At 66.1% G+C, this 20,946-nt stretch carries 19 protein-coding genes; 14 read left to right on the forward strand and 5 right to left on the reverse strand.

Annotated elements, in window-relative coordinates; translation table 11 throughout:
- The first annotated feature begins 124 nt into the window (after window positions 1-124).
- The 6 genes from GAK28_RS15650 to GAK28_RS15675 all read left to right on the forward strand — a co-directional run bounded on the left by GAK28_RS15650 (window position 125) and on the right by GAK28_RS15675 (window position 6,039).
- On the forward strand, window positions 125-1,492 hold the full coding sequence (locus GAK28_RS15650; RefSeq protein WP_291781102.1) for a sugar ABC transporter substrate-binding protein: 1,368 nt from the start codon (window positions 125-127) through the stop codon (window positions 1,490-1,492).
- Window positions 1,489-2,364, forward strand: coding sequence for a sugar ABC transporter permease (locus tag GAK28_RS15655; protein WP_291781106.1), 876 nt, complete (start codon window positions 1,489-1,491; stop codon window positions 2,362-2,364). The genes GAK28_RS15650 and GAK28_RS15655 overlap by 4 nt, the downstream gene beginning before the upstream one ends.
- Window positions 2,365-2,373: 9 nt before the next feature.
- Complete coding sequence (locus GAK28_RS15660) at window positions 2,374-3,207, forward strand: carbohydrate ABC transporter permease (RefSeq protein ID WP_291781109.1); 834 nt, start codon at window positions 2,374-2,376, stop codon at window positions 3,205-3,207.
- 9 nt (window positions 3,208-3,216) lie between these two features.
- Window positions 3,217-4,290 carry an ABC transporter ATP-binding protein gene (locus tag GAK28_RS15665; protein ID WP_291781112.1) on the forward strand — a complete coding sequence of 358 codons (1,074 nt, stop codon included), beginning with the start codon at window positions 3,217-3,219 and terminating at the stop codon, window positions 4,288-4,290.
- 9 nt (window positions 4,291-4,299) lie between these two features.
- Window positions 4,300-5,787, forward strand: coding sequence for a mannitol dehydrogenase family protein (locus GAK28_RS15670; RefSeq protein WP_291781115.1), 1,488 nt, complete (start codon window positions 4,300-4,302; stop codon window positions 5,785-5,787).
- 90 nt (window positions 5,788-5,877) lie between these two features.
- Window positions 5,878-6,039, forward strand: a complete 162-nt coding sequence (locus tag GAK28_RS15675) for a hypothetical protein (protein ID WP_291781117.1) — start codon at window positions 5,878-5,880, stop codon at window positions 6,037-6,039.
- A gap of 28 nt (window positions 6,040-6,067) precedes the next feature.
- On the opposite strand, the gene GAK28_RS15680 is transcribed toward GAK28_RS15675, so the two are convergent.
- Window positions 6,068-8,296, reverse strand: coding sequence for a YfhO family protein (locus GAK28_RS15680; protein WP_291781120.1), 2,229 nt, complete (start codon window positions 8,294-8,296; stop codon window positions 6,068-6,070).
- Between the two features lie 237 nt (window positions 8,297-8,533).
- Here GAK28_RS15680 and ubiA point away from each other — a divergent pair, with 237 nt between their 5' ends.
- Window positions 8,534-9,400 (forward strand): 4-hydroxybenzoate octaprenyltransferase, encoded by an 867-nt coding sequence (gene ubiA / locus GAK28_RS15685; protein WP_291781203.1) that lies wholly within the window; start codon window positions 8,534-8,536, stop codon window positions 9,398-9,400.
- 39 nt (window positions 9,401-9,439) lie between these two features.
- Here ubiA and GAK28_RS15690 read toward each other — a convergent pair whose 3' ends face one another.
- Entirely contained in the window at window positions 9,440-10,150 is a 711-nt protein-coding gene (locus GAK28_RS15690) for a ComF family protein (RefSeq protein WP_291781123.1), read from the reverse strand.
- 12 nt (window positions 10,151-10,162) lie between these two features.
- Window positions 10,163-10,369 carry a hypothetical protein gene (locus GAK28_RS15695; protein ID WP_291781125.1) on the reverse strand — a complete coding sequence of 69 codons (207 nt, stop codon included), beginning with the start codon at window positions 10,367-10,369 and terminating at the stop codon, window positions 10,163-10,165.
- Between the two features lie 195 nt (window positions 10,370-10,564).
- Here GAK28_RS15695 and bioB point away from each other — a divergent pair, with 195 nt between their 5' ends.
- The 5 genes from bioB to bioC are packed head-to-tail and all read left to right on the forward strand — an operon-like array spanning window position 10,565 to window position 15,206.
- Window positions 10,565-11,572: a biotin synthase BioB gene (gene bioB, locus GAK28_RS15700; protein ID WP_291781128.1), complete on the forward strand. Its 1,008-nt coding sequence runs from the start codon at window positions 10,565-10,567 to the stop codon at window positions 11,570-11,572.
- On the forward strand, window positions 11,569-12,783 hold the full coding sequence (locus GAK28_RS15705) for an 8-amino-7-oxononanoate synthase (protein WP_291781130.1): 1,215 nt from the start codon (window positions 11,569-11,571) through the stop codon (window positions 12,781-12,783). Before bioB ends, GAK28_RS15705 begins: the two co-directional genes overlap by 4 nt.
- Window positions 12,784-12,811: 28 nt before the next feature.
- Window positions 12,812-13,549 carry a sulfurtransferase gene (locus GAK28_RS15710; protein WP_291781206.1) on the forward strand — a complete coding sequence of 246 codons (738 nt, stop codon included), beginning with the start codon at window positions 12,812-12,814 and terminating at the stop codon, window positions 13,547-13,549.
- Complete coding sequence (bioH, locus tag GAK28_RS15715; protein ID WP_291781132.1) at window positions 13,546-14,319, forward strand: pimeloyl-ACP methyl ester esterase BioH; 774 nt, start codon at window positions 13,546-13,548, stop codon at window positions 14,317-14,319. The genes GAK28_RS15710 and bioH overlap by 4 nt, the downstream gene beginning before the upstream one ends.
- On the forward strand, window positions 14,316-15,206 hold the full coding sequence (bioC, locus tag GAK28_RS15720; RefSeq protein ID WP_291781134.1) for a malonyl-ACP O-methyltransferase BioC: 891 nt from the start codon (window positions 14,316-14,318) through the stop codon (window positions 15,204-15,206). Before bioH ends, bioC begins: the two co-directional genes overlap by 4 nt.
- A 4-nt stretch (window positions 15,207-15,210) precedes the next feature.
- Here the strand turns inward: bioC and GAK28_RS15725 are convergent, their stop codons facing one another.
- Window positions 15,211-15,765, reverse strand: a complete 555-nt coding sequence (locus GAK28_RS15725) for a DNA-3-methyladenine glycosylase I (RefSeq protein WP_291781137.1) — start codon at window positions 15,763-15,765, stop codon at window positions 15,211-15,213.
- 93 nt (window positions 15,766-15,858) lie between these two features.
- Between GAK28_RS15725 and GAK28_RS15730 the strand changes: the two genes are divergently transcribed.
- Window positions 15,859-16,752 (forward strand): EamA family transporter, encoded by an 894-nt coding sequence (locus tag GAK28_RS15730; protein WP_291781139.1) that lies wholly within the window; start codon window positions 15,859-15,861, stop codon window positions 16,750-16,752.
- 3 nt (window positions 16,753-16,755) lie between these two features.
- Here the strand turns inward: GAK28_RS15730 and GAK28_RS15735 are convergent, their stop codons facing one another.
- Window positions 16,756-17,748: an aldose epimerase gene (locus GAK28_RS15735; protein ID WP_291781141.1), complete on the reverse strand. Its 993-nt coding sequence runs from the start codon at window positions 17,746-17,748 to the stop codon at window positions 16,756-16,758.
- A gap of 71 nt (window positions 17,749-17,819) precedes the next feature.
- Here GAK28_RS15735 and pepN point away from each other — a divergent pair, with 71 nt between their 5' ends.
- Complete coding sequence (pepN, locus tag GAK28_RS15740) at window positions 17,820-20,474, forward strand: aminopeptidase N (RefSeq protein WP_291781143.1); 2,655 nt, start codon at window positions 17,820-17,822, stop codon at window positions 20,472-20,474.
- Window positions 20,475-20,946: the final 472 nt, after the last annotated feature.

The raw sequence follows: 20,946 nt of genomic DNA on the forward strand, positions 1-20,946 counted from the left end.
CCCACCTGCAAAAAAGTATCTGTTTTCACCGCAAAACGACGTCGCACGTATTGGTGGCGATCGCCGCCGAACGCCTATAACGCTGAACCACGACGCGACGATATTTGGCGCACTGGGAGGCACGATGAGCGATCGATGGAAACGGCATGGCGCACTCGCCCGGCTGGCCTTGTGCGCCGCGTTGACGGGAGCATCCGCCAGCGCCTTCGCCGATACCACGCTGACCATCGGCACGGTGAACAACGCCGACATGGTGCGCATGCAGGCCTTGTCTCCCGAGTACGAACGCACGCATCCCGGCGTGCACCTGAATTGGGTGGTGCTGGAAGAAAACACCTTGCGCCAGCGCCTTACCACCGACATCGCCACGCACGGCGGCCAGTTCGACGTGGTGACGATCGGCGCGTACGAAGCGCCGCTGTGGGGTGCGCAGAAGTGGCTCAAGCCGCTGGACAACCTCCCGGCGGACTACGACGTCGAGGACCTGTTCAAGAACGTACGCGAACAGCTGACCGTGGACGATCATCTCTACGCGGTGCCGTTCTACGCCGAAGCCAGCATCACCTACTACCGCACCGACCTGTTCGCCCGCGCGAATCTCACCATGCCGCAGCAGCCCACCTGGGACCAGATCCGCGGCTTCGCGCAGAAGCTGCACGATCCCGCGCATGGCGTGTACGGCATCTGCCTTCGTGGCAAGGCCGGCTGGGGCGAGAACATGGCGTTACTGGGCACCATCGTGAACAGCTGGGGCGGCCGCTGGTTCGACGAGCAATGGCATCCGCAGATCGATACGCCGGAATGGCACCAGGCGGTGAACTTCTACGTGGACCTGCTGAAACACTACGGACCGCCCGGCCCTTCCGATAACGGCTTCAACGAGAACCTCGCCCTGTTCGCCGGCGGCCGTTGCGCCATGTGGGTGGACGCGAGCGTAGGCGGCGGCACGGTCTCCAATCCCAAGGAAAGCCAGGTCGCCGGCAAGGTGGGGTTTGTGCGTTCGCCACACCAGGTGACCGACAAGGGCTCGTCGTGGCTGTGGGTGTGGTCGCTGGCGATTCCCGCCAGCTCGAAGCAGGCCGATGCCGCGCGTGACTTCATCCTCTGGGCCACCTCCAAGCCTTACCTGCAACTGGTGGCGAAGAAGTACGGCGAGGAATCCACACCGCCCGGCACGCGCGAATCCACGTATGCCAACGCCGCCTACATCGAGGCCGCACCCTTCGCGAAGGTCACGTACGACTCGCTCAAGGCGGTGGACCCCGCACATCCCACGCTAAAGCCCGTGCCTTACAAGGGTATCCAGATCGTGTCGATCCCCGAGTTCCAGGCCGTTGCGACGCTCGTCGGGCGCCAGATCGCTGGCGCCCTCGCCGGTCGCGGCAACGTGGACGAACTGCTGCACACGGCGCAGGGTGCCGTGGATCGCACCATGAAGCGGGCCGGCTATTACGAGCACAAGCCCGTCATCCAGCAGGAGCCGTCGAAATGAGCACGCGCATCCGTAAACGTCCCGAACGCCTGCTGGCGCAACCGGCGATCATCATGCTGCTGGTGTGGATGATCGTGCCGCTGGCGATGACGCTGTACTTCTCCACGCAGTATTACAACCTGCTCTACCCGGGCAAGTCGTCCTTCGTGGGACTGGAGAACTTCGCCTACTTCTTCACCTATCCGAGCTTCTGGACTTCGGTGCTCAACACCATCGTGCTCGTCGGCAGCGTGCTGGCGATCACCGTGGTCGGCGGCGTACTGGTGTCGATCCTCGTGGACGAGAGCTTCCCCGGGCAGGGCATCGTCCGGATGCTGCTGATCTCGCCGTTCTTCATCATGCCCACGGTGGCGGCGCTGGTCTGGAAGAACTTGCTGATGAATCCGGTATCCGGCCTGCTGGCCTGGGTGTGGAAACTGTTCGGCGCCACGCCGGTGAACTGGTTCGCGGACTGGCCCCTGCTGTCGATCATCATCGTGGTGTCGTGGGAATGGCTGCCGTTCGCGATCCTGATCTTCGTCACGGCCTTGCAGTCGCTGGACCGTGAACAACTGGAAGCAGCCCGCATGGATGGTGCTCGGGGGCTGGCGATTTTCCGCTACCTCACCCTGCCCCATCTCGCCCGTCCGATCGCCGTGGTGGTGATGGTGGAGGCGATCTTCCTGCTCAACATCTTCGCCGAGATCTTCGTCACCACGAACGGCGGACCCGGCGATGCCACGACCAACATCCCCTACCTCGTCTATACCCAGGCCTTGCTGGAATTCGACGTGGGTGCGGCATCGGCCGGTGGCCTCGTCGCGGTGGTGCTCGCGAACATCATGGCGGTGTTCCTGATCCGCCTGATCGGCAAATCGCTCACGGCGCGCTAGGAGAGAGCCATGGCCCGCAACCGCCCTACCCGCCGTCTCGCCCGCACCCTCCGCGCCCTCGCTTCATGGATCGTCGCGCTGGTGGTTTTCTTTCCCATCCTCTGGATGCTGCTGACCAGCTTCAAGACCGAGCTGGACGCCTTCAGCATGCCACCGCATTTCGTGTTCTCGCCGACACTGGAGAATTACCGGGAAATCCTCGCCCGGGCGAACTACCTGCACTACGCCTGGAACTCGATCGTGACCGCCGGCGGCGCGACGATCCTCGGCATGGTGGTGGCCGTGCCCGCCGCCTACGCCTTCGCCTATCACCCGACGAAGCGCACCAAGGACGTGCTGCTGTGGATGCTCTCGACCAAGATGCTGCCGGGCGTGGGCGTGCTGGTGCCGATCTACCTGATCTGCCGCGATCTCAACATGCTCGATTCGCGCCTGGCACTGGTAATCATCTTCGCGTTGATCAATCTGCCGATCATGGTGTGGATGATCTACACCTATTTCCGCGATATCCCCTACGACATCCTCGAGGCCGCACGCATGGACGGCGCAGGCACCTGGCAGACGATGTTCCGCGTGCTGATCCCCGTCAGTCGCGGCGGCCTTGCCTCCACCGCCCTGCTCTGCCTGATCCTTTCATGGAACGAGGCGTTCTGGTCGCTCAATCTCACCACCTCCAGCGCCGCGCCGCTCACCGCGCTCGTGGCCTCGTTCTCCAGTCCCGAGGGACTGTTCTGGGCCAAGCTCTCGGCCGTCTCGACCCTGGCCTGCGCACCGATCCTGGTGCTCGGCTGGCTGTCGCAGCGCCAGCTGGTTCGCGGTCTCACCTTCGGTGCGGTCAAATAGGAGTCGCCCATGTCCCGTCTGGAAATCCGTTCGCTGCGCAAGTCGTTCGAAGGCACCGACGTCATCAAGGGCATCGACCTGGTGATCGAGGATCGCGAGTTCTGCGTGTTTCTCGGCCCGTCGGGTTGCGGCAAGTCGACCACGCTGCGCCTCATCGCCGGACTGGAAGAGGTCGACGACGGCCAGATCCTGCTCGACAAGGACGACATCACCGATCGGGCCGTCGACAAGCGCGACCTCGCCATGGTGTTCCAAAGCTATGCGCTCTACCCGCACATGACCGTGCGCGAGAACATGTCGTTCGCGCTGAAGCTGGCTCACAAGGATCAGCGAAGCATCGACGAGAAGGTGGCCCGGGCCGCGAAGATCCTCGCGCTGGAGCCTTATCTCGATCGCAAGCCTTCCGCCTTGTCGGGTGGCCAGCGCCAGCGTGTGGCGATCGGGCGTGCGATCACCCGCGAGCCGCGGGTGTTCCTGTTCGACGAGCCCTTGTCCAACCTCGATGCGGCGTTGCGCGCGCAGACGCGCCTGGAGATCGCGCGCCTGCACCAGGAACTCAACGCGACGATGATCTACGTCACCCACGACCAGGTTGAGGCGATGACGCTGGCGGATCGCATCGCGATCTTCAGCGAAGGACGCATCGAGCAGGTCGGCACGCCGCTGGAGCTGTATCGCCGTCCCGTGAACCGCTTCGTCGCCGGCTTCCTTGGCATGCCTCAGATGAACTTCCTCGCCGCCACCGCCGTGGATGGCGAACTGCGACTGGGCAACGGCAATCTCCTGCACCTTCCGACATGCATCGACGCGACGGGTGACCTCACGGTCGGCGTACGTCCGGAGCACCTGCGCGTCTGCGACGAAGGCGACGGTTCGGGCGAAACGCTCAACGGCAAGCTGACCGTGGTGGAGCGCCTGGGCAGCGAGACCTACGCCTACGTGGACGTACCGCAGGTCGGCAGCATCACGGTGCGCGCGGATGGCGACTTCGAGCGCCGCGCCGGTCGCGACATCTGCATCCGCCTCGATCTCACGCATGCCCACGTGTTCGACGCCACCGGCGCCGCCATCCATCATCCCTGAAGAATCGTCATGTCTGTTTCCCTCACGCCCGCGCATCTGGACCGCCTTCCCCACGGAGTGGACGCCCCGCCGTTCGATCGCCAGGCCATCACGGCCGGCATCGCACATATCGGTGTCGGCGCGTTTCATCGCGCCCATCTCGCCATCTACACGAACCTCGTCCTCGCCGATGCGGATATGGCCGAGTGGGGCATCCTCGGCGTCAACCTGCTCGATCACGACAAGCCGCTGGCCGATGCCTTCAAGACGCAGGATGGCCTGTATTCGGTGAGCGAATTCGATCCGCAGGGCGAGCGACGCACGCACGTCGTCGGTGCGATGGTCGACTACCTGCATGCCCCCACCGATGGCGCGGAGCGCGTGCTGGAGAGGCTGTCCGATCCGGCCATCCGCATCGTTTCGCTGACGATCACCGAAGGTGGTTACCTCATCGATGAACACGGCGTTTTTCGCCTGGACGACGATACGGTGGCCTACGACCTAAAGCACCCCGACGCGCCGAAGGGTGTGTTCGGCTTCATCGTGGGCGCGCTGGAACGGCGCCGCAAGAAAGGCACAGCGCCCTTCACTGTGATGTCGTGCGACAACCTCCGCCACAACGGTGCACAGGCGAAGAAAGCCGTGCTTGCGTTCGCCGCGGCGCGTTCCGCCGAACTGGCCGCGTGGATCGACGCGAACGTGGATTTCCCCAACGCCATGGTCGATCGCATCACGCCGGCGACGACACCGAGCGTGCGCGACGAGATCAACGCCGCCACCGGTCTCGACGACCATGCACCGGTGATCTGCGAGGACTTCATCCAGTGGGTCCTGGAGGACCGGTTCCGCCAGGGACGCCCCGCATGGGAACGCCACGGCGTGCAGGTCGTGGACGACGTGTCGCCCTACGAGGACGCCAAGATCCGCCTGCTCAACGGCTCGCACCAGATGCTTTCGTATCCCGCCTTCCTGTCCGGCCACCGGCGCGTGGACATCGCCGTGAAGGATCCGCTGTTCAACGCTTACCTTACCGATTTCCTCAACGACGACGCGGGCGCGTGGCTTACCTCGTTGCCGGGCATGGAACTTGGCCCCTACAAGAAAAAATTGCTCGATCGCTTCAGCAATGCATCCATCGCCGACCAGCTCGATCGCCTGTGCCTCGACGGTGGCTCGAAGATTCCCGGCTTCCTCGGGCCGACGATTCGCGCCTGCCTGGAGAACGGCAAGGATGCCCGCCGCCTCGCCTTCCTGCTGGCGGCCTTCGACCGCTATGTGCGGGTCGGCAAGGATGACCACGGCGAGGCGTATCCGCTTCGCGAGCCCAACGCGATGCGCCTGGTGCAGCCTTTGATCGACAGCGACTCCAGCGACACGCTGATCGAGAGCGTCGAACTGGTCGGGCCGTTACCGGCGAAGGACGAGCGCTTCCGCCGCCAGTACGGCATCTATGTGGCGGCGCTGGCACGCCAGGGCGTACGCAAGACGATGGAACAACTCGACAACCTGGTCGATTGACGTCTACTCGCGCTACACAGGGCGTTTCCGGGAGTTTCACCGGACCGCTTCCAGCATGGTCGCCTCACCGAAGCGAACGGGAGCGATACCATGCCTTACACCCCCACCAATCCCCAGCCGCCCTTCGCCGAGCCGGGCAAGAACCGACCGGAAGACGAGATCCGCCAGCCGGGCAGCTACAAGCCGGAACGCGATGTGGATCCCGAGCCACCGGCCAACGATGACCCGGTCGAGCCCGCCGAACCGAAGTGATGAAACAGGGCGCCCGTGGGCGCCCTTTTCAATTCCGTTTCGCGGACAGGCGGTCCCAGGCGTGGGCAACCATGCGCCACGGGTGAAAGGTGAAGCGCAATCGATGAGTACCCGCCGGTACGCAGACGGCCCGGAACATGCCGTTCGCCCGGTGGATCGGAACCGGCTCGCCGTCAATATCCGCACCCCAACCCGGGTGGTCGAGTTCGCCCGCCACGACCCAGCCTCCGGCCACGGACGTCGTCCGGAGTTCCTGGCGCGTATGGGCCAACTGAAGCGTCTGCACGCTCACGTCCCCCGTGCAGGTGGACGAGGCCATCGCGGCTTCGGTGCGATCGTCTTCGTCCCGCGGCGTCAGCCACAGGGCTTTCGAAAAGTCCGTGGCCGTGAAGGCCTCCAGATCCGGTAGTTCGCCGACCTTCAGCAGGTGGACGTCGGTGGGGGCCAGGAATCGCGCGTATGCGGCATCGTTCTGCCAGATATCGAGATGGGGATAGGACTGCACCTTGCGATAGCTGGGCGGCGGAAGATAAGTCGGCGACTGGTCCTCATCGCCAATCACCAGATAGCGCACACCCAGCAGGTCATCCAGCCGCGCCGACGGCGATGCGTTATACGGGGAACCGGGTGATGGTGCATTGCTGCTCTCACGCGGACCGTACCAGGTCTCGTAGAGGGCATACCTCAGCGGGTTGTATCCCTGTGTGGAGGCGATATGCGGCAGCACTCCCATGTTGTCCCAGATCGTCGTGGTATGTTGCGTGGCGATGCGACCGGCGGGGGAGCCATCCTCGCTGGCGAGCGCCCCAGACAGATAATCGACAGCGGGATGCGATGCATAGCGCGCTGCGCCGTTGCCCGATGTATTGAACGTGCCGTTGAGATTGAAACTTCTATAGTCGGCCGCCAGCAACGCCACGATCCAGAGCGCGGTACGCCACTCTGTCCCGGGCGTCCTCAGGCGCCAGAGCGCGAGACCACCGACGATCACCGCCAGCAGGGGCGCACCATGCGGCGCAAGCCTGCAAAGCGCGGCGATCAACGCAAGCCATACGGTCGCAATGACCAGGAGCGTCGTCACCTCCCGTCGCGAACGCAGGTCGATGTAGCTGGCGCCGATGGCGGCCAGGAACGCCAGCGCGAAGTTGAGCACATAGGCCGCATCGGAAGGGCGGCGGAAATGCGTCAGCCCGGGTAGCCAGGAATACAACCAGCCGTAGACGGGTGTATGGGTACCCAGCATGTAGACGACGGCCAACCCGGATAGTCCGGCGAAGCACGCGATCGTGCGGCGGTGCGCGGCGGATCGCCACGCCCTTCCCAGGGCGAATAGCATCAGCAGCGGAACCACGCCGATATACAGGAAGGACTGCACCGGGTCGATCGGCGCCGCACGAAAGTCACGCATGCCGTCGTAGGCGTTCGGGTTGAGCAGGAAGAGGAAGGCCCGGTAGTCCAGTGAGCCATCCGTCGCGAGCGATAAGGCCATGTCGCTGCGATTGGACAGGCTAAGCGACGCCCAGCTGAAGACCAGCTGCGGCAAGCCCAGCGCAAGCGCGACCACCAACGCCACGAGAACGCCCCCGACGGTACGCCAGCGCCAGCCCGCACCTTCACTACGCCAGGCCCGCGCCAAGGCGACACAGGCGTAAGCGACGATGACCAGCACGAAGAGATAGGTCACCTGGACCAGTTGGGTGACCATCGCCCCGGCCGCCAGTCCCAACAGGCAACCCCGACCGATACCCGGCCGCGCGATCAAGTGGCGCAACGCCAGCAGGACCAGCGGCACGTAGGCATACGCGATGACGATCGGCGTGTGCTCGAGGCGCGAGGCGGCAACGCCGCCTGCCATGAACACGGTGGCCCCGACCAGCGCGCCCAGTGCGTTCGCACCATGACGGCGCAGCAATGCGAGCATCGCGGCACCGCCCAGGAGCACATGCAACAGGATGCCCCAGGCGAACCAGTGAGCACTGGGGTGGGCCAGCAACAGCATCCAGCCCATCAACAGCGGCGAGAACAGCATGCCCTGGGGATCGCCGATCTGGGCGTAACCGCCATAGATATAGGGATTCCACCACGGGGCGATGCCCGACCGCAGGCTATGCGCATTGAAGTAGACGGTGGGATAGAACTGGTCGAGCGCGTCCCACGGCAACACCTTGCCCCAGACCAGGACGGTGAAGTTCAACGCGAGCCAGACGATGGACAGAATCAGTAACAGGCGGCGGTAAGAGGTCTTGTCCTTGATCACTTGGGGTGCCGGTAGCATCGCGATGGGCGGCAAGTGTAAGACAAGAACTTGCGGACGCCCCTGTGGTGCCCCAGCACGACCGGCTAGACTTCGCGGATGAGTCCCGCCTCCAAGAAACCTTCCTCCCGCCGCAAGGCGACGCCTTCGGTGCGCAAGACCGTCGCGCCGGCGCCCGTCGTACGGCCCGCCGACGCGTCCACCCGCGCCGAGCGCGTGCTGGCGTTCCTGTTGCGCGGCATGGCGGTGAATCGCCGCGACAAGCTTTATGCCTTTCTCCAGCTCACCCGTATGGATCGCCCCATCGGCGCCTTGCTGCTGCTGTGGCCGACCTGGTGGGCGTTGTGGCTGGCGGCGAAGGATTTCCCGCCCGTGGGCCCGCTGGTCATCTTCACCCTTGGCGTGTTCGCGATGCGCGCGGCCGGCTGCGCGATCAACGATTACGCCGATCGCAAGCTCGACCCCCAGGTGGCTCGCACCGCCGGCCGGCCCATCGCTAGCGGGCGCGTGACGCCCCGCGAAGCCCTGTACGTGTTCTTCGGCCTGCTCGCCTTCGCCTTCGTGCTGGTGCTGTTCACCAACCGGCTCACGATCCTGCTCTCGTTCGCGGGCGCGGCGCTGGCGGCGGCCTATCCGTTCACCAAGCGCTACACCCACCTGCCGCAGGTGGTGCTGGGTGCGGCGTTCGGCTGGTCGATCCCCATGGCTTTCGCCGCGGTCGGTGACAGCGTGCCACCGGTGGCGTGGCTGCTGTTCATCGCCAACATCATCTGGTCGGTCGTCTACGACACCGAGTACGCGATGGTGGATCGCGATGACGACATCAAGGCCGGCGCCAAGTCCACGGCGATACTGTTCGCGGATGCCGACCTGGTGATCATCGGCATCCTCATGGCGACCTTCCTGTTGGCGATGCTGCTCGTCGGCACGCGCTCGGGGCTCGGCTGGCCTTACTGGATCGGCATGCTCGCCACCGCCGCCCTGTTCGCGTACCAGCAGTGGATCATGCGCGATCGGGCCCGTGACGCCTGCCTGACGGCCTTTCGTAACAACAACTGGGTAGGGCTCGCACTCTGGGTAGGCATCGTGCTCGCCCTGGCGCTCTGAGCGTCATCGTTTCATTCGCTGAAGGAGCGGAGTGGCGCGTCAGGACAGTCCCGTGCGAGCCAGCGCCCAGACATCCACGCGCTTCGCACCCGCGTCACGCAGTGCATCGACACAGGCCGCTAGCGTCGCGCCGGTGGTCATGACATCGTCGACCACGGCGACGTGATCGACACGCAATGGCTTCGTCGCCACGAAGGCACCATGTACGTTCCGCGCGCGTGACACCGCATCGAGTTCGCTTTGCGCTTCCGTCGCCCGATGCCTTCGCAACGCATCGCGGAGTACCGGGATACCGTACCGCCGCGCCACCGGCCGCACCAGCTCGAGCGACTGGTTGAAACCACGCGACCGCAACCTCGCCCTATGCAGTGGCACAGGCACAAGGGCCTCAGGCAACGCGGGGGGCGCACCGGAGCGCACCCAGCACATCGACAACGTCCGTCCGGCGGCGAGGCTTCCACCGAATTTGAACCGACTCTCCAAGCGGTCGATAGGCGTGTCGTAGCGATAAGGAACCCAGATGGCGTCCCACGGGCGGAGATGCTTCTGGCAGGCGCCACACATGGCGACATCGCGAACCAGTGGCAGGGCACACCGCTGGCAGCGCACCTCGTTGCGTGGCAAGGCGGCAAGGCAGCCTTCGCACAGTTCGACGCCATCATGGCCCTCGTCGCCGCAGGCCATGCAGCGCGGCGGCAGGACGAACCGCCCCGCCACCGCCATGACGCGTTTCAAAAAGGACGCGTCCATGCGTCGCCTCGCTCAGTCGCCGCGCTTGTACATCGCCGCGTCGACGATCGACCACAGGTGGATGATCCAGCCCAGCCAGACCACCCAGAGCACCGCGGCCAGCACGAACATGATGAGCGCCTTGAATACCCATCCCTGTACCAGCTGATCCAGACCGGGAATGAAGAAGCTGCAGATGGCGGCGAGGACGTTGCCGCTGCTTCCCTGACCTTCGCTCATGGGGGCACTCCTGATGGGGGGACGACCCCATGGTATGCCCGCATGACAGGTCGGGCAGGGGGCGCCCCGCCTGCCGTTAAGCGGGCGGAAGGGACGCGGCATGTCGGCCGGCAATGTAAACCTTGATCAATTCATCAAAGTTGACAGTAAAAAGGGGCCCACCGATACTCCGCGCCTTCACAACGGGAGTTCCCCATGACCGCAGCCATCCGCCACGACTGGTCCCGTGAAGAGGTAGAGCATCTCTTCGCCTTGCCCTTCAACGACCTGCTGTTCCAGGCGCAGACCGTCCACCGGCAGTACCACGACGCCAACGCCGTGCAGGTGTCGACCCTGCTGTCGATCAAGACCGGCGGGTGCCCGGAAGACTGCGCCTATTGTCCGCAGGCGGCCCGCTACGCCACGGGCGTGAAGGCCGAGAAGCTGATGAGCGTCGAGGCCGTGGTGGCGCGCGCGCAGGCCGCGAAGGACGCCGGTGCCAGCCGCTTCTGCATGGGCGCCGCATGGCGCTCGCCGAAGGACCGCGACGTGGCAAAGGTGGCCGAGATCGTGAGCGCCGTGAAGGCCCTGGGCCTGCAGACCTGCGCGACGCTGGGCATGCTGAGCCGCCCGCAGGCCGACACGCTGAAGTCCGCCGGCCTGGATTTCTACAACCACAACATCGACACGGCGCCGGAGCTCTACGGCGACATCATCCACACCCGCGAGATGCAGGATCGCTTCGACACGCTGGACCACGTGCGTGGCGCGGGCCTGAAGACCTGCTGCGGCGGCATCGTGGGCATGGGCGAGTCGCGTTCGCAACGCTGCGCCCTGCTGATGACGCTGGCCAACCTTCCCGAACATCCGGAATCGGTGCCGATCAACCGCCTCGTACGCGTACCGGGCACCCCCCTGGAACACGCCGAAGACCTCGATCCGTTCGAATTCGTCCGCAGCATCGCCGTCGCCCGCATCATCATGCCTGCCTCGGTGGTGCGTCTTTCGGCCGGTCGCGAAACGATGGACGACGCCCTCCAGGCGCTGTGCTTCGCCGCCGGCGCAAACTCGATCTTCTATGGCGAGAAGCTGCTGGTCACCGGCAACCCGGAAGCCGAGCGCGACCGTCGCCTGTTCGCCCGCCTGGGCCTGAAACCCATGGACGTCGAAGTCGAACCGGGCACCGTGCACGCCGACATCCTCGAGCACGTGCACGCCGCGTGAGTCGGCCTGACCTTCGCGCACGCATCGAGTCGGCAAGGGCCCGTCGCGAGCGCGAGGGACTGCTGCGCCGCCTGCGGACCGCCGATGCCCTGCCGGGCGGACGGCGTCTCGTGGGCGGTGGCCGCATCCTCACGGACTTCTGCGGCAACGATTATCTCGGCCTCGCTAGTCACCGCGACCTGCTCGCGGCACTCACGCGCGCGGCCAGTGCGGAAGGCATCGGCACGGGCGCCGCGCACCTCGTATCGGGGCACCGTCGCGAACATGCGGCGCTGGAGGAGGAGCTGGCCGACTGGACGGGGCGCGAGCGGGCGCTGGTCTTCTCGACCGGCGTGATGGCCAACCTCGGCTGCCTGCAGGCCTTGCTCGGCGCCGGCGCGCCCGGCAAGACCGACGCCGTGTGCGTGCAGGACAAGCTCAACCACGCCAGCCTCATCGACGGCGCGCAGTTGGCCGGTGCCGAACTGCTGCGCTACCCGCATGCCGATGCGGAGGCTGCCGCGCGTCGCCTCGACAGCCGCCCCGATCGCCCGGCGCTGCTGGCCACCGACGGAGTGTTCAGCATGGACGGCGATATCGCCCCGTTGGCCGACCTCGCCCAGGTCTGCGCCGAACGTGGTGCGCTGCTTTATGTGGACGACGCCCACGGCCTGGGCGTGCTTGGCCCGGAAGGCGCGGGCGCCGTCGCGGCCGCAGGCCTCGGTGTGCGCGAGGTACCGCTGCTGATGGGCACGCTGGGCAAGGCGCTGGGCTGCGCGGGCGCCTTCGTCGCGGGCGACGCGACGCTGATCGACGCGATCATGCAGTTCGCCCGCAGCTACATCTATACGACCGCCCAGCCGGCGGCGCTGGCCGCCGCCACGCGGGCCGCCGTGCATCTCGCCCGTACGGACCGCGACGGTCGGCGCGACCGTCTGCACGCGAATATCGCCCGGTTCCGGGCGGGCGCCGCCCAATTGGGCCTGCCGCTGATGCCATCGACCACCGCCATCCAGCCCCTCTGGATCGGCTCCGCCGAGGCGGCGACCGAGGCCGCACGGTGGCTGGAAGCGGAAGGATTCCTTGTCGTGACCATCCGGCCGCCCACCGTGCCGCAGGGCGGATCGCGCCTGCGTATCACGCTGTCGGCCGCCCATGCCCCGGACCGGATCGACGCCTTGCTGGATGCCCTGGGCCGCCTGCCGCGCCCCACCGAGGCCACGGCCGTATAATGGCCGGCCGCAGGCCCCACGCATGTTCATGTCGATCCTCAACATTTCCGCCTATAAGTTCGTCGCCCTCGACGACCTCGCGGAGCTGCGCGCCCGCATCGTCGAGCGCTGCGACGCCCTGGCACTGAAAGGCACGATCCTGCTCGCCCCCGAGGGCATCAACCTATTCCTCGCCGCGCCGGCAGACGCCGTGCATGCGTTCGTCGCTTGGCTGCATGCCGATCCGCGCTTCGCCGACATCGCGCCGAAGGAGAGCTGGTCCGACGCGCCTCCGTTCGCGCGCATGCGCGTGCGGTTGAAGAAGGAAATCATCACGATGCGCGCCCCCGCGATCCGTCCGGAAGCGGGCCGTGCGCCGCACGTGATGCCCGTGGACCTGCGGCGCTGGCTCGACCAGGGCCACGACGACGCGGGTCGCGAGGTGGTGCTGCTCGATACACGCAACGACTATGAAGTCGCCGCCGGTACGTTCGAGAACACGGTCGAGTACGGCCTGGACAGCTTTACCGGCTTCCCTGGCGCCGTGGCCGCCGATCGCGCCCGCTTCGAAGGCAAGACCGTGGTCTCGTTCTGCACGGGCGGCATCCGCTGCGAAAAGGCGGCGATCCATATGCGCGACATCGGCATCGAGAACGTCTTCCAGTTGGAAGGCGGCATCCTGAAGTATTTCGAGGAAGTCGGCGGCGCGCACTGGCGCGGCGACTGCTTCGTGTTCGACGGCCGTGGCGCCGTCGATCCCGCCCTCGCACCGAGCGGCGACGCATGAGCGGCCTGCATATCGAGCGACGCGGCCACGGCACCACGCCACTGGTGATGATCCATGGCTGGGCGATGCACGGCGGCATCCTTGGGCCGCTTTGCGACGTGCTCGACGGCCGCTTCGACATGCACGTGGTGGACCTGCCGGGACACGGCTATTCGCGCGACTCGGCCATTCCGCTCGAACCGCTTGCCTGCGCCAAGGCCATCGCCGAGGCGACACCACCGGCCATCTGGTTGGGCTGGTCGCTGGGCGGCCTGGTTGCGCTGACCGCCGCGCTCGACCTCCCCACGCAGGTCACCGCCGTGGTGCCGGTGTGCTCCACGCCGTGTTTCGTCCGCACCGAAGACTGGCCGCAGGGCAACGACGCCGCGATGGTGCGCAAGCTCGCCGCCGACCTGGAAGCGGACTACAAGACGACCGTGGACCGCTTCATCGCCCTGGAGGCGATGGGCAGCGAGGATCCGCGCGCCGAGACACGCCGCCTGATGACCGAAGCGTACTCGCGTGGCGAGCCGGACCCGCGCGTGCTCATGGAAGGCATCCGCCTGCTCGAAAGCGCCGACCTCCGCCCCCGCCTGCCCGAACTGCGCCAGCCCAACCTCTGGATCGCCGGACGCCGCGATCGCATCGTGCATCCGGATGCGATGCGCTGGTCGGCCGAGGCGGCGCACGGCCGCTTCGAGGAAATCGCCCACGCCGGGCACGCCCCCTTTATCGGACACGCCGCCGCCCTGGCGGAGGTCCTGAACCGATTCGCCGAAGGCAACGCATGAGCGACTTCCATTTCGACCGCCGCCAGGTCCGCCGTAACTTCGGTCGTGCCGCTGGCACCTATGAAAAGCACGACGCACTCCAGCGCGAGGTGCAATCCACGCTGATCGAGCGCCTCGAGATCCACAAGGAAGTACCCGAGGTGGTGCTGGATGTCGGCGCCGGCACGGGTCGTGGCAGCGCCGCGTTGAAGAAGCGCTATCCGAAAGCCCAGGTGATCGCCGTCGATCTCGCGCTGCCCATGCTTCGGCAGGCGCGCCAGAACGCGAGCTGGCTGAAACCGTTCGGCCGCGTCGCCGCCGACGCGTACACGCTGCCCGTGCATGACCACAGCGTGGACATCCTGTTTTCCAACCTCTGTTTCCAGTGGTGCGAGGACCTGCCGCGACTGTTCGCCGAATGCGCGCGCGTGCTGAAGCCGGGTGGCCTGCTTACGTTCTCCACCTTCGGTCCCGATACGCTGAAGGAACTGCGCGCGGCCTGGGCCGAAGCGGACCAGCACGCGCACGTGGCCCGTTTCCTCGACATGCACGACGTCGGCGACGCCATGCTCGCCCAGGGCCTGCGTGATCCGGTGCTGTTCGCCGAGCGCTACACGCTCACGTATCCGACGCCGCGCGCACTGCTCGACGAACTCAAGGGGCTGGGCGCCAACAACGCCGACTCCGACCGCAATCGCGGACTCACCGGAAAGACGCATTACCGCCGCATGCTCGACGCCTACGAGGCGATGCGCACCGAAGGCACCATCCCCTCGACGTGGGAAGTGGTGACGGCACACGCCTGGGGTCCGCCCGCCGGGCAGTCGCGCCGCGAAGGCGAAGGCGAGATCGCCAGCTTCCCGATCGAAAACCTGCGCGGCTCGCGACGGAAAACACCGTTCACCTGACGCCTCAGGTGCAGCCGTAACGAAAACACTCGCGCTCGTGATCATGGACGAGCCCTGCTGACTGCATCAGGGCATAGCAGATCGCCGTACCCGCGAACTGGAAGCCTCGCTGGCGCAGCGCGTCGCTCATGCGATCCGAGCGTGACGTGCGCAGGGGCAGCTCCTGGCCGCGGCGAAAGGCGTTCATCACCGGCTCGCCATCGACGAAGGACCACAGGTAGCCCGCGAGCGACCCCTCGCTTTCGATGAGCCGGATCGCCGCGCGGGCGTTGTGCCTCACCGAAGCGACCTTGAGTCGATGGCGAATGATGCTCCGATCGCGGAGGATCTCCGACATCTGAAGGTCGGTCAGTGCGGCAATGGCTTCGAGGTCGTAGTCGAAGAACACGCCCCGATAGCCTTCGCGCTTGGCGAGCACCGTGCGCCACGCCAACCCGGCTTGTGCGCCACGCAGGATAAGAAGCTCGAAAAGGCGGCGGTCGTCCCGCGTGACGACGCCCCATTCGGTATCGTGGTAGACGCGCTCGGCGTCGCTAAGATCGGCCCAGGTACAACGCATCGTTTCTCTCCCCACCGTTTTCCCACTGCGAGGGCGAGAATATCGACGCGTTTTGCCTCAAGATGTCCGCTTTCAACGGCGCCGGACGTGCGTATGAACGAGTCGAAAGCATCGCAGGGCGCTGTCGTCGCATTGGGCGCCACCGTCATCATCTGGGCCAGCAGCTGGATCGTGATGAAACAGGTGCTGGCCTATGCGGGGCCGTTCGACTTTTCCGCCCTGCGCTACAGCCTGGGCTGCATCGTGCTGTTCATCGTGCTGGTCGCGCTACGCCGACCGCTCGCGCCACCGCCCTTGCTGACCACCGCGCTCATCGGTGTCTCGCAGACCGCTGCCTTCCAGGGGCTCGCGCAACTGGCGCTCACCAGCGGCGGCGCGGGGCATGTCGTCTTGCTGGCTTATGCGATGCCGTTCTGGGCGGTGCTGCTTGCCTGGGCCTTGCTTCGCGAGAAGCCCTCGCGTCGGCATTGGACCGGGATGGCGCTCGCCGCCGTGGGGCTCGTCGCCGTGATCGCTCCCTGGCAAGGCCTGGGTAATGCTGCAAGCAGTGGTTACGCGTTGCTCGGCGGCGTCTTCTGGGCGCTGGGCACCGTGCTGAGCAAACGGATGTTCCAGCGCCACCATCCCGATCCGCTGGCCTTCACGGCCTGGCAGATGCTCTTCGGGGCGCTTGCGCTGATCGTGGCGGCCTTGTGCCTGCCACAGCGGACGATCGACTGGACGCCCGCCTTCATCGGCGGCCTGGCTTATTCGGTGATCCTCGCCACCTGCCTGGCCTGGACGCTGTGGCTGCTGGTGGTGCGTCGCCTGCCCACGGCCGTGGCGGCACTCTCGTCGCTGGCAGTACCGGTCATCAGTTTCCTGATGGCCTGGGTGTTCCTCGGCGAACGACCGACGCCCAACGAATGGTTCGGCATGGTGTTCATCGTCGCCGGTCTCGTCGCCGTCAGCGGTATCGGCGGCGCGCGTCGATCGCGCGCCGCCTGATCCTTAGCCCAGGAACTCCACGCCGCAGACGAAGCGACGTTCCTTGCCAGGTTCGAGCCTCAGCTGCGTCGCGCAATCCTCGCGGTTGAAGGCATCCGGGATGCATTCCATCGGTTCCAGTGCCACCGACTTGCGCGCATCGCGTTCCGCGGTGTCGGAGGTAAAGGCGAGCATGACGCCGGACTTCTGCCACAGGGCGATGGCCGTACCGGTCTGCGGATCGCGCAGATGGGTACGCGCCTTGCCGTCCGCATCGCGCTGGAGATCCGCATAGGTATTGTTCAACGCGGTCTCGCCGATGAGGCGTGGCTTGCGGAAATCGAGGGACTTCTCCGCGTTGTCGAGCGATACCCACGCGGCGCTGCCGGGCACCGGAATGAAGTCGGGATCGGTAGCGATCACCTGTTTCGCGGGCACCTGCAGCTCCCAACCTTCGATGGGGTTGTCCGACAGGCGGAAATACGGATGCCAGCCGAAGAAGGTCGGCGCGGCGTGCTCGCCGACATTGCGCGTGAGCGTGTCGAGGGTGAGCCCCTTGTCGTCGAGGGTGAAGGTGACGCTGAAATCCAGCGCGAAGGGATAGCCCGGATGGACTCCGGGACGAATCGCCTGCGTCGCGAAAGTCACCGAGACGGCGTGATCGTCGGCACGCTCGTCCGCCACGTCGAACAACTGGCCACGCAGGAAACCGTGGCGACTCGCGCGATCCTTGCCGACTACGCCGGGCTGGAGATCGTAGGATGTTCCGTCGAACGTGAAACGGGAGTCGTTCACGCGATTGGCGAACGGCGTCATGATGGCGAAGCGCGAGCCTTTGTGCGGAACCAGCTCGGCTTCGTTGCGAAAGCCGTCGGCGATGTCGCGACCGCCCGAACGGATGGACAGGACGGTGGCGCCCCAGCGGGCGATGCGCACCTCGCGACCCTCGCGGGTGTCGGCCAATACCACCAGTTCCTGGGCGCCCAGGGTGGAGCGCGTCACGGTGAAACGGGACATGGATGCCTTCCTTTTGACGAATCTGGCCGCATGTTAGCCTCCTGCCACCTTCCAAGTGTTGCCCTCACGTCATGAGCGACCGTTCCGAAACGCCGACCACGCCCATCCTCCTCGCCGACTACCGTCCGCCCGCCTGGACGGTGGAACACGTGGAACTGTCCTTCGACCTGGGCATCGACCATAGCGAGGTGGAAGCGACGCTGACTCTCGGCAGGCACGCAAGCGAACCGCTGCGACTGCATGGCGAAGGGTTGCAGTTGCTGGAACTGGCGCTCGACGGACGCAGGCTTGCCGAAGGCGAATACCAGCAGGCGGACGGCATGCTCGAGGTCGATGTCCCTGCCGGCACGACGCATTGCGTCCTGAGCACGCGCGTCGCCTTGCGGCCCGCGGAGAACACGGCGTTCGAAGGACTCTATCTGTCGGGCAGCCGCGAAAATGGCTTCCTGCTCACGCAGTGCGAAGCCGAGGGCTTCCGCCACATCACCTTCTTCCCCGATCGCCCCGACGTGCTGTCGAAGTACACGGTGACCCTGCGCGCCGATAAGGCACGCTTCCCCGTACTACTCGCCGGCGGCAACCCGGACGGCGAAGGCGACCTGCCCGACGGTCGCCACTGGGCCCGTTTCGTCGACCCGCATCCGAAGCCGAGCTACCTGTTCGCGCTGGTCGCCGGTCGCCTGGAACGGATCAGCCAGGACTACACCACGGCCGATGGCCGCAAGGTCGCGCTGCATATCTGGGCCGAGGCGGATGCCATCGGTCGCTGCGACTACGCGATGGATTCGCTGGTGCGATCCATGCGCTGGGACGAGCAAACCTACGGTCGCAACTACGACCTGGACGTGTTCCATGTCGTGGCCACCCATGACTTCAACATGAGCGCGATGGAGAACAAGGGCCTCAACATCTTCAACGCGAAGTACCTGCTGGCCGATACGGATTCCAGCACCGACGACGAGTATCGTCACGTGGAAGCGGTTGTGGCCCACGAGTACTTCCACAACTGGAGCGGCAACCGCGTCACCTGCCGCGACTGGTTCCAGCTGAGCCTGAAGGAAGGCCTCACGGTGTTCCGCGAGCAGAGCTTCTCGGCCGACATGAACTCCGCGCCGCTCAAGCGCATCGAGGATGTCGCGCTGCTGCGTCGCGCGCAGTTCCCGGAAGATGCAGGCCCCTTGTCGCATCCGGTGCGCCCGTCGCAGTACAGCGAGATCAACAACTTCTATACCGCCACGGTGTACGAGAAGGGTTCGGAACTGGTCCGCATGCTCGCCGGCCGCCTCGGCCTCGACGGCTTCCGCCAGGGCATGGACCTCTACTTCGATCGCCATGACGGGCAGGCCGTGACGATCGAGGACTTCCTGAAGGCCCTGGGCGACGCCAACGGCATCGACCTCATGCCCTACCTCGCCTGGTACGCGCAGGCCGGCACGCCGCGCCTCAGCGCCGAAGGGCGGCACGACGCCGCCAGCCGACGCTACCGCCTTACCCTGCGTCAGCGCACCCCGGCCAGCACGGGCCAGCCGGCCAAGCATGCCGTGCCGATCCCGGTACGCCTCTCGCTGTTCGACGCCGCCGGCCACGCGTTGCCGCTGCGCCTCGAAGGCGAATCGGTGGCGAGCGCCAGCGAGCGCACCGTGGTGCTGGATGGCACCGAGCATGCGTTCGTCTTCGAGGATATCGACCAGCCGCCGGTGCCATCGTTGCTGCGCGGCTTCTCCGCCCCCGTGGTGCTCGAATACGACTATGCCCCGGAAGAGCTGGCCGTGCTGCTTCGCCACGACCCCGATGGGTTCAATCGCTGGGAAGCCGGGCAGCAACTGGCTGGGCTGGCCTTTGACAACTGCCGCGACAGCCACCCCCATGGCCCGGCCATCGAGGCCTGGACGCGTGCGCTCGCCGACCTGTTCGCCGATGCGTCCATCGACGACGCCCTGTTGGCCGAACTGCTGACCCCGCCAGGCGAGATCGAACTGGTCGAGCGCCAGCTCGAGCGCGATCCGGAACACATCCGCACCGCGCGCCAGCACATGCTGAAGGCGCTGGCCGAGCGCATCGGCGTCGACGCGCTGCGCCGTCGCTACGACGATCTCGCCGGGCATACCAATGACGAGCTGGACGCACATAGCCAGGCCCGACGCCAGCTCAAGCGCCGCGTTCTGGACCTGCTGGCCCTCGTTGCCGCCGAAGACGCCCGCAGGCTCGCCCTCGCCCAGTACGAAGGCGCGCCCGGCATGACCGATCGCCTCGCCGCCCTGTCGACCCTGGCCGTCTCCGACGCGCATGCCGCCGAGGCCTCCATCGCCCATTTCCGCCAGCGCTACGAGGGCAACGCCCTGGCGCTGGACAAGTGGTTCGCGATGCAGGCCCAGCTTCCCGGCGACGATGCTTTCGCCCGGGTAGTCGCCCTGGAGAACGATCCGGCGTTCACGCTCAAGAACCCGAACCGGGTGCAGTCCTTGATCGGCAGCTTCGCGCGGGCCAACCCGACGGGCTTCCATCGCGCCGATGGCGCGGCGTACCGCTGGCTGGCGGATCGCCTGCTGGCCCTGGACGCCCTGAACCCCCAGGTGGCCGCCCGTGTCGCCACGGCATTCAACGGCTGGAAGCGCCTGGAGCCCATCCGCCGGGAGGCCGCGCACGCGGTCATCGCCGAGCTGTCGGCTCGCAAGGACATGTCGAGAGACCTCACCGATATCCTCGGTCGCGTGGCGCTGGGCTGACCCTGCCGAATCGGTGCAGCATGGCCATGGAAGGCGATGCGGAATTCCGTGATACCGATCACATCACGAAGGTGAAGGCCATCAAGGAAGTGACGCTGAGCGTCAGGAATTGCCGAAACCGAGCACCTTGTTGACGGAAAAGTCACACATGGTTCATTCGATCAGTGTACTGTTGGCCCAACGAAAAGAGCCGCGCTCAAGGGCGCGGCTACTCGTGCCAGTCACTCGGTTTCTGGCGCCCGGCAGCACGGTCATCCTGGATTCCCCCTGTTCCTGAGACCGCCGGGCGCCAGATCTCATTCTTCGAACCGAATGGGGCGTCCCTGCCCTCATCCCGCTTCCTTCCCCCGGCACGCGATCGAACCCCTGTCGTCCGATCTCGGCGCGCGTATATCGCGCAGCGTCTGCCCGAGTGAAGTGCGGAGATTCTGAAGCATGAGTCGTGCCATCGCCCTCACGACGCCTTCACGGT

Origin of the sequence: Luteibacter sp., from assembly GCF_009912395.1 — a bacterium.
Taxonomy (GTDB): Bacteria; Pseudomonadota; Gammaproteobacteria; order Xanthomonadales; family Rhodanobacteraceae; genus Luteibacter.